This window comes from Rhizobacter sp. P2_H2 (genome assembly GCF_056403375.1).
The window spans coordinates 1-945 of record NZ_JBFUFP010001534.1; the positions used below are offsets into that span (position 1 = coordinate 1).

1 protein-coding gene and 1 pseudogene are annotated in these 945 nt (G+C 69.6%); both read right to left on the bottom strand.

What is annotated here, in order from left to right; all coding sequences use genetic code 11:
* Positions 1-743, bottom strand: a 743-nt coding sequence (locus AC1D15_RS34530) for a TolB family protein (RefSeq protein ID WP_477829622.1), incomplete at its 3' end; no start/stop codon positions are given.
* Positions 744-835: 92 nt separating this feature from the next.
* A pseudogene (locus tag AC1D15_RS34535) lies at positions 836-945 on the bottom strand (AAA family ATPase); the annotation flags it as partial.

Below are 945 nucleotides of genomic sequence, written 5' to 3' on the forward strand. Positions count from 1 at the left end.
GTGCGCACCACCACCTCGGCCAATGACTTGCAATGGTCCAGCCGCTTCTCCGGCGCCGGGTCGAACGCGAACGCGACGTGCCGGCCGTCGGGCGAGATGTCGAACGAATGCGCGTCGGGGTCGCCGCGCTGCAGCTCGTAGCCGCTGCCCTCGAACAGGTCGCGCACCCGGCCGCTCTCGACGTCGAGCACCAGCACGTGCGCCACCCGCTCCATCGGCAGGTTGCGGTCCCAGTAGCGGTACTGCGCCTCGCTCGTCACGTAGGCGGTTTCCTTGCGGTCCTTGAAGGCCTGGTGGCGCTTGGCCTGCGCGGCGGCACCGCGCACATCCGGCCACACCCACGAGACGAACGCGATGCGCTTGCCGTCGGGGAACCACTTGAAGGCCTCCACGCCCGGCGCGAAATCGCTGACGCGGCGCGCCTCGCCGCCATCGGGCGCGATCACGTACAGCTGCGGCGTGTCGTCCTTCTTGCCCTGCTGCTCGCGCCGCGCGATGAACGCGATGCGCTCGCCGGTCGGCGACCAGGCCGGCTGGCCATCCTTCTCGCCGGCCTGCGTCAGCCGGCGCGGCCCGCCGCCGAAGGTCGACAGCAGCCACAGGGCCGACATGCCCTTGTTGTCCTCCATCGAGTAGCTGCCGACCGAACAGACCGCCTGCGCGCCGTCGGGCGACAGGCACAGTCCGCCGACGCGCTGCAGCGCCCACAGGTCATCGATGCTCAGGGTCTTGTGTCGGGCCATGATGGTGCGGGCCGCCTCGTGAGCGGCGTTCGTGGGGAAACGGGATTGACGGGGGATGGCGGGGAGAGGCCGGAGCCACTGCCCGCCAGGCGTCATCGGTTGTGCTTCTGCATGAACACGAGCTTCTCGAACAGCGACACATCCTGTTCGTTCTTCAGCAGCGCGCCCACCAGCGGCGGCAGGCTCACCTTCTCGTCCTTGC